Origin of the sequence: Methylobacterium sp. WL7 (assembly GCF_008040085.1) — a bacterium.
GTDB lineage: Bacteria > Pseudomonadota > Alphaproteobacteria > Rhizobiales > Beijerinckiaceae > Methylobacterium > Methylobacterium mesophilicum.
Genome location: NZ_VRVG01000384.1, coordinates 1 through 420 on the forward strand (window position 1 = coordinate 1; position 420 = coordinate 420).

The following is a 420-nucleotide window of genomic DNA, read 5'->3' on the forward strand; positions in this document are numbered from 1 at the left end:
TGGTCCTGGTGGACCGTTTCGCCCGCATCGCCACGGTGGAGCAGGCGCTCGCCGGCCGGGACCTGCCGGTCGCCGCATGAGCGAGGCAGCGCGGCGCAGCATCCCGGTCCTGGTGGTCCTGCCGCCGCGCACCCTGCTGCTCGATCTCGCCGGCCCGGTCGAGGTGCTGCGGATCGCCGGGGCGGTGCAGGAGCGGGTCGCCTTCGCGGTCCGCTACGTGGCGCCGGATCCGTACACCCGCTGCTCGATCGGGCTGGCCCTGAGCGGCGCCGAGCCGCTGCCGGAGGCGATCGCGCCGGGTACCGTGGTGCTCCTGCCCGGCGCGTCGTCCCGGGTGCTCGGCCGCGAAGCCGATCCGGACGACGCGGCCGCCGAGGCACGGATCGTCGACTGGCTGCGCGGCGCGGTCCGGCCGGGCCA

Annotated in this window: 1 pseudogene; it reads left to right on the top strand. The window is 76.9% G+C overall.

Going from position 1 to position 420, the window contains the following annotated elements:
• Positions 1–76: 76 nt before the first annotated feature.
• A pseudogene (locus FV233_RS29905) lies at positions 77–420 on the top strand (GlxA family transcriptional regulator); the annotation flags it as partial.